Source organism: Pedococcus sp., assembly GCF_036554925.1.
GTDB lineage: Bacteria > Actinomycetota > Actinomycetes > Actinomycetales > Dermatophilaceae > Pedococcus_A.
In genome coordinates this window covers 1-6,171 of sequence record NZ_DATBMI010000230.1, presented here as the reverse complement: position 1 = coordinate 6,171, position 6,171 = coordinate 1, and the positions used below count along the sequence as shown (strand labels likewise).

7 protein-coding genes are annotated in these 6,171 nt (G+C 71.0%); 3 read left to right on the top strand and 4 right to left on the bottom strand.

The window, feature by feature from the left end:
• On the bottom strand, positions 1–1,580 hold a 1,580-nt coding region (gene kdpA, locus VIB11_RS16945; RefSeq protein WP_332057243.1), incomplete at its 3' end, for a potassium-transporting ATPase subunit KdpA.
• Positions 1,580–1,678: a K(+)-transporting ATPase subunit F gene (gene kdpF / locus VIB11_RS16940; RefSeq protein WP_332057242.1), complete on the bottom strand. Its 99-nt coding sequence runs from the start codon at positions 1,676–1,678 to the stop codon at positions 1,580–1,582. The genes kdpF and kdpA, both read right to left, overlap by 1 nt.
• Positions 1,679–1,860: 182 nt before the next feature.
• Between kdpF and VIB11_RS16935 the strand changes: the two genes are divergently transcribed.
• The 3 genes from VIB11_RS16935 to VIB11_RS16925 all read left to right on the top strand — a co-directional run bounded on the left by VIB11_RS16935 (position 1,861) and on the right by VIB11_RS16925 (position 4,369).
• The gene (locus VIB11_RS16935) at positions 1,861–2,640 is read left to right on the top strand and encodes a DUF4118 domain-containing protein (protein WP_332057241.1); all 780 of its coding nucleotides are present in this window, start codon (positions 1,861–1,863) and stop codon (positions 2,638–2,640) included.
• Positions 2,641–2,709: 69 nt separating this feature from the next.
• On the top strand, positions 2,710–3,846 hold the full coding sequence (locus VIB11_RS16930; protein ID WP_332057240.1) for a magnesium and cobalt transport protein CorA: 1,137 nt from the start codon (positions 2,710–2,712) through the stop codon (positions 3,844–3,846).
• A gap of 73 nt (positions 3,847–3,919) precedes the next feature.
• Positions 3,920–4,369 (top strand): DUF4118 domain-containing protein, encoded by a 450-nt coding sequence (locus VIB11_RS16925; RefSeq protein ID WP_332057239.1) that lies wholly within the window; start codon positions 3,920–3,922, stop codon positions 4,367–4,369.
• A 13-nt stretch (positions 4,370–4,382) separates the two neighbouring features.
• On the opposite strand, the gene VIB11_RS16920 is transcribed toward VIB11_RS16925, so the two are convergent.
• Positions 4,383–4,952, bottom strand: coding sequence for an HdeD family acid-resistance protein (locus VIB11_RS16920; protein ID WP_332057238.1), 570 nt, complete (start codon positions 4,950–4,952; stop codon positions 4,383–4,385).
• A gap of 115 nt (positions 4,953–5,067) precedes the next feature.
• Positions 5,068–6,171 (bottom strand): HAMP domain-containing sensor histidine kinase (locus VIB11_RS16915; protein ID WP_332057237.1); only part of this gene is annotated, 1,104 nt, incomplete at its 5' end.

Below are 6,171 nucleotides of genomic sequence, written 5' to 3'. Positions count from 1 at the left end.
GCGACGCCCGTGAGCAGCCCGACGAAGAGCGGGGTGTGCGTGGGCATCGTGCCGACGGTGGCGGGGCGCGGCTGCTGCTCGACGAGCAGCCCCGCGAGCCGGAGCACCAGAAGCATCGGCACGAAGCGGCCGAGGAACATGCAGGCCGCGATCGTCAGGTTGTACCAGGGGGTGTCGGCTCCCAGCCCGGCGAACGCACTGCCGTTGTTGTTGGAACCCGAGGCGTACGCGTACATGACCTCGGACAGGCCGTGGGGACCCGACGCGAGCATCGTGTCACCGGGGCCGTCGAGCACCAGCGACAGACCGGTGAAGGTGAGCACCAGCAGCGGCATCACGAGGATGTAGAGGGCGGCGCAGGTGATCTCGCGCCGGCCGATCGTCTTGCCGAGGAACTCCGGGGTGCGACCGACCATGAGGCCCGCGATGAACACCGCGATGATGGCCACGACCAGGATGCCGTAGAGACCGGACCCGACACCGCCGGGCGAGATCTCGCCGAGCAGCATGTTGGTGAGGACGGTCCCACCACCGAGGGGGCTGTAGCTCTCGTGCATCGAGTTGACCGCCCCCGTGGAGGTGCCGGTGGTCGACGCGGCGAACAGTGCCGAGGGCCACGCGCCGAAGCGCTGCTCCTTGCCCTCCATCGAGCCGTGGAGCGCGCCCGACGCCGACAGCTCCGACGCTGTCGTGGCGGCCACCCCGGCGGCCCAGAGCACACCGGCGAAGCCCAGCAGGGCCCAGCCCTGGCGGCGGTCGCCGACCATGATCCCGTAGGTGCGGGTGAGCGCGAACGGGATCACGAGGAGGAGGAAGATCTCGAACAGGTTGGTGAGGGCGTTCGGGTTCTCGAACGGGTGGGACGAGTTGGCGTTGAAGTAGCCGCCGCCGTTCGTGCCGAGCTCCTTGATGACCTCCTGGGAGGCGACGAGACCCCCGCGGATGACCTGCTCGCCGCCTGCGGCGGCCTGGATGGTCTCGGGGGCGGTGAGGTTCTGGACGACACCGCCGGCCATCAGCACCACGGCGCCGACGGCCGCGATCGGCAGCAGGACCCGCACGGACCCGCGCACCAGGTCGACCCAGAAGTTGCCGATGCCGTGCGCGGAGCGACGGGCGATGCCACGGGTCAGGGCCACCGCGACGGCGATGCCGACGGCGGAGGAGACGAAGTTCTGGACCGTCAGGCCCATGGTCTGGACGATCGGCGTGGCGCCGACCTCACCGGCATACGACTGCCAGTTGGTGTTGGTGACGAACGAGACGGCGGTGTTGAGGGCGGTGGTGACGCCCATGCCCTCCGAGCCCTGGCTCAGCGGCAGCCGCAGCTGGACGAGGATGAGCGTGAACAGCGCGGCGATGCTGACGAGGGAGAAGGCCATGACGCTGAGCGCGTAGGCCTTCCAGCCCTGCTCGGAGTCCGGGTCGACCCGGACGAGGCGGTAGATGGCCTTCTCTGCGCGCAGGTGGCGCCTGTCGCTGTAGACGCGAGCCATCCACGCGCCCAGTGGGTGGTAGCAGACGCCGAGCATCAGGACGAGCACCCCGATGGTCAGCAGCCCGCTCGTGGTGGCGGACATCAGAACTTCTCCGGTCGGATGAGGGCGTACACGAGGTAGGCCAGCAGGGCCAGTCCGAGTGCAGCGGCGATGACGTTTTCGATCACGTCTCCAGTCAATGCCCCGGGATCGCGGCCTCCCGCCCCGTTGACGGCGCCATGACGGACCTTGACGGGATCTTGACGCCGGCACCGAGGCCGGCACCGAGGCCGGCACCGGCCGGCCGCACTCGGGCGTCCACGCCGTACAGAAGGCGTAAAGACCCTTGACGAGGATTCCCCTCTCCGCGCGTGATGAGGACATGAACCTGCGAACCACCGTGCGCGAGCACCGACTTGTGACCACCGTCGTCGCGGCACTTGCCCCTCTCGTCGCCGCTGCCCTCCTGTCGCTGGTGCGGGACTCGGTGACGGCTGCCACCGCGGTCCTCGTGCTGGTGGCGGTGGTCGTCGCCACGTGTGCCACCGGGATCCGCGCTGCCGGGCTCGCGGCGACGCTCTCGGCGGTGGCGTGGTTCGACTTCTTCCTCACGGAGCCGTACAACTCCTTCACCATCAACGACGCGAGCGACGTCGAGGCGGCCGTGCTCCTCCTCGTGATCGGCGGGATCGTCACGGAGACCGCCCTCTGGGGCCTGCGGCAGGAGGCAGCGCTCAGCCGGCAGACCGGCTACCTCGGTGGCGTCCTCGCCACTGCCGAGACCCTGGCCGCGCACCACGAGTCGCGCGACGAGGTCACCCGGGCCGTCGCGCAGCGCATCATCGAGGTCCTGGACCTCGACTCCTGCCGCTTCGTCTCCGGCCCACGCCCGGACCCGGGGGCACCCACCCTGGAACAGGACGGCTCGCTCGTTCGCGACGGGCACCGCCTCAACGTCGAGCGTGACGGCCTGCCTGTCGACTCCACGATGGTGCTGCCGGTGCGCTCCGGAGGACAGGTGCGGGGCCACTTCGTCCTCACCTCGGCGACACACGTGTCACGCCCGAGCGCCGAGCAGCGCCGGGTCGCCGCGCTCCTCGCCGACCAGGTCGCAGGCTGGTTGAACGGCGCGGACCACCCGGTGGCGGGGGCCGGCACCTGAGCAGTGGCATCATGGCCTGCTGCCGCCGACCGCGCCCGAGGCGACGGCACCGACACGGAGGAGCAGCGCATGTCCGAGCTCGAGCACGTCCTCCCCGCCACGAGGCGCCGGGTGCGGGACCTGCTCGCCCGGTGGTCCGAGGCCGTTGCTCCCGACGACACCCCTGCCCTCACCGGAGCGCCCCGCGAAGGGGTGCGGGGTGTCGAGTCCGTCATCGGGGACTGCGGGCTCTACGAGGAGGGACGCAGGGTCCCGGGACGCCTGACCCTCCCCCGCGCGCGGGCGGCCTCCCGGAGCACCCACGGGTTCGTCTGGATCGGGCTGCAGAACCCGACGGAGGAGGAGCTCACCACCGTCGCACGCGAGTTCGAGCTGCCGTCCCTCGCCGTCGAGGACGCCATCAAGGCCCACCAGCGCCCCAAGCTGGAGAGCTACGGGGAGATCGTCTTCGCCGTGCTCAAGCCGGTGCGGTACGTCGACCGGCACGAGGTCGTCGACGTCGCCGAGGTGGCGGTGTTCCTCGGGCCGGGGTTCGTGATCACGGTCCGGCACGGCGAGAGCGACGTCCTGCGGCGGGTTCGCGCCGAGCTCGATGGCGCCTATCCCAGCCTGCTGCGCCACGGCCCGTCGGCGGTGCTCTACCGCGCCGCCGACCTCATCGTCGACGGGTACGAGGAGGCCATCGACTGCATCACGGTCGACGTCGACGACATCGAGACACAGGTGTTCGACGGGCAGGACGAGGACCACGCCGAGCGCATCTACAAGCTCAAGCGGGAGGTCGCCGAGTTCCGCCGGGCCGTCCAGCCGCTGGCAGGACCGCTCGGCACGCTCGCGGCCGGGACCGTCGAGGGAGTCGACACCGCCACAGGGACCTTCTTCCGTGACGTGCACGACCACCTGCTCCGCGCCGCTGACGCGATCGACGGATTCGACCGGCTGCTGACCGACGTGCTGCAGGCCAACCTCGCGCGAGTCGGCGTGCGGCAGAACGCGATCGCCGTCCGCCAGAACGAGGACATGCGCAAGATCTCGGCCTGGGCCGCGATCGCGCTCGTGCCCACGGCCGTCGCCGGCATCTACGGCATGAACTTCGACAACATGCCTGAGCTGCGCTGGGAGTACGGCTACTTCGCCATCGTCGGGGTCATCGCGACGGCCTGTGTGGTGCTGCATCGACTCTTCCGGCGCAACGGCTGGCTGTAGCGCGCACCACATCGCCGTTCAGATGGCGTCAAGATCCTTGACCTGCGAGGACGTGCAGAGGCGTCATGGAGGTATGCGCCTCACCCGCCTCCATCCACCCCACGGCGTCCCCGAGGACCACCGCGCCACCGTCATCGCCTATGCCGCGATCGTCCCGCTGCTCGTGTGCGCCACCGTCGCGACCACAGGGGTGCACGCTCCGCAGACGACGGCCGTCCTGCTCGTGGTGCTCGTGATCGTCGCTGCCGCCGCGACCGGGCTGCGCGCGGCGGGTCTCACCGCCACGGTGTCGGGGACCTTGTGGTTCGACTACTTCCTCACCGAGCCGACCCGTTCCCTGGCCATCTCGGGGCCTCAGGACGTGCAGACGGCGCTGCTGCTGCTCGTGGTCGGTGTGGCCGTCACCGAGATCGCGCACCGCCACGCCACCCCGGCCCGCACCACCGTCAGGGGCCGGGCGCAGGCCACCGCGCGGGCCACCCCCACGGGCAGGGGGCGGACCGGCGGAGGACGAGCCACCTAGGCTTGGGCGGCACCTAGGCGGGGGCGCCGGGCGCGCCGGGTGCCACGGTGTGTGCCGCGCCCTCCCGGCGGACCATGAACCCCACGACGATGAAGACGGCTCCCCAGGCGAGGGCCATCAGGCCCAGCCAGAACGCGACCGCGACTGCGCCGGTGCCCGGGTTGAACGCGAACAGCAGGCCGATCACGATCGACAGCGCGGCGCTGAGGAACAGCAGCCAGCGAGGCTGGGCGATGGTGCTGGAGAAGGCGCCGAACAGCTCGAACAGTCCGCGCACGACGAGCCAGATGCCGAGGATCCACGTCAGCCCCACCGCGGTGACGCCGGGACGGAAGATGGCGAACAGGCCGGCGAGCAGGCCGAGAATGCCCATGGCCACCAGCCAGCCCTTGCCGATGGCCTCGGGCTGGAAGGCCTGCACCAGCGAGCCGATGCCGTCGACCACGGCCCAGACGCCCCACATCAGGGCGAGGGCGACGGCGGTGGTGACGGGCCATACCATCGCCACGATGCCGAAGACGATCCCGAGGACCCCCCGGACGACCAGCATCTTCCAGCTCACGTTGAGCCAGTCGTGATTCATGTCGCACCACCCTTGGTGAGTCGCGTCCCGCCGTGCACGGGCTCACCTCACGGTAGGGCCAATGCGGCCGTCCGAACAGAGCCCAACAGCCCAACAGCCCTCTCGGGCTTGAGGACTAGGCCGGCAGCCGCACGGTGAACCGGCACCCGCCGTCGTGGTTGGCGACGGCCACCGTGCCCTCGTGTGCCTCCACCAGCCCCTTGACGATCGCCAGGCCCAGCCCCGCCCCCGCACCGCTGCCGGGGGTGCGGGCGTGGTCGCCCTGCCAGGCGACGTCGAAGACACGCTCGAGGTCGGGCGGGTCGATGCCGCCGCAGGCGTCGGTGACGCTGAGCTCGACGGTGCCCCCGTCACGCCGAGCATGGATGCTGACCGCGCCGTCGGCCGGCGTGTGGCGGATCGCGTTCATGACGAGGTTGGCGACAACCCGCGACAGGGCTCCCGGGTCGGCGCGCACGAGCACGTCGGCGTCGACGTCTCCCCCGACCCTGACCCGGCGGGCGCGGGCCACCGGGCCGGCGCCGGCAATCGACTCGCTGACGACGTCGCTCAGCTGCACCGTCTGCAGCGACAGGCTGAGGGCACCGGCGTGGATCCTCGACAGCTCGAAGAGGTCGTCGACCATGAGCACCATGCGGTCCACCTCGCCGAGCATCTGCCGGTGGTAGCGGGCTGGGTCCTCGGCGATGCCGTCGTCGAGGGCCTCAGTCATGGCACGCAGTCCGGCCAGCGGGGTCCGTAGGTCGTGCGAGACCCAGGCCACGAGCTCCCGCCGGGACTGCTCCATTCGGTGCTCGCGCTCCCGGGCAGCGCGCAGCTGCTCACTGCTGCGCGCGAGCTCGGCACTGACCGCCCGGAACTCACGTGGCCCCGAGGAGACCTCGGCGACCGGCTCGCCGGCCCCGAGCCGGTGCGCGCTGTCACGCAGGGTGCGGGCCTCGCCGAGGAGGCGCCGGGCGAGCCAGAGCGCGAACCCCAGAGACACCAGCCCCGAGACCAGGCAGACGAGGAGGACGACCTCCAGGTCGTGGAAGGAGAGGAACATCGCCTGTGCCGTCCCCACCACCCCCGCAAGGATCCCGCCGACGGCGGCCACGGCCACAAGCCCCGACGCCCACAGGATCGAGGCACGACGCAGCTGCCAGCTGAGCAGGGCGCAGACCGCACCGACCGCCAGCGACAAGCCTGCGGCGATGAGGACGACTTCCACCTGGTCGCG

Coding starts and splice junctions, on each gene's coding strand:
- VIB11_RS16920 (WP_332057238.1), bottom strand. CDS start 4,952: ATGAATCACGACTGGCTCAACGTGAGCTGGAAGATGCTGGTCGTCCGG.
- VIB11_RS16925 (WP_332057239.1), top strand. CDS start 3,920: ATGCGCCTCACCCGCCTCCATCCACCCCACGGCGTCCCCGAGGACCAC.
- VIB11_RS16930 (WP_332057240.1), top strand. CDS start 2,710: ATGTCCGAGCTCGAGCACGTCCTCCCCGCCACGAGGCGCCGGGTGCGG.
- VIB11_RS16935 (WP_332057241.1), top strand. CDS start 1,861: ATGAACCTGCGAACCACCGTGCGCGAGCACCGACTTGTGACCACCGTC.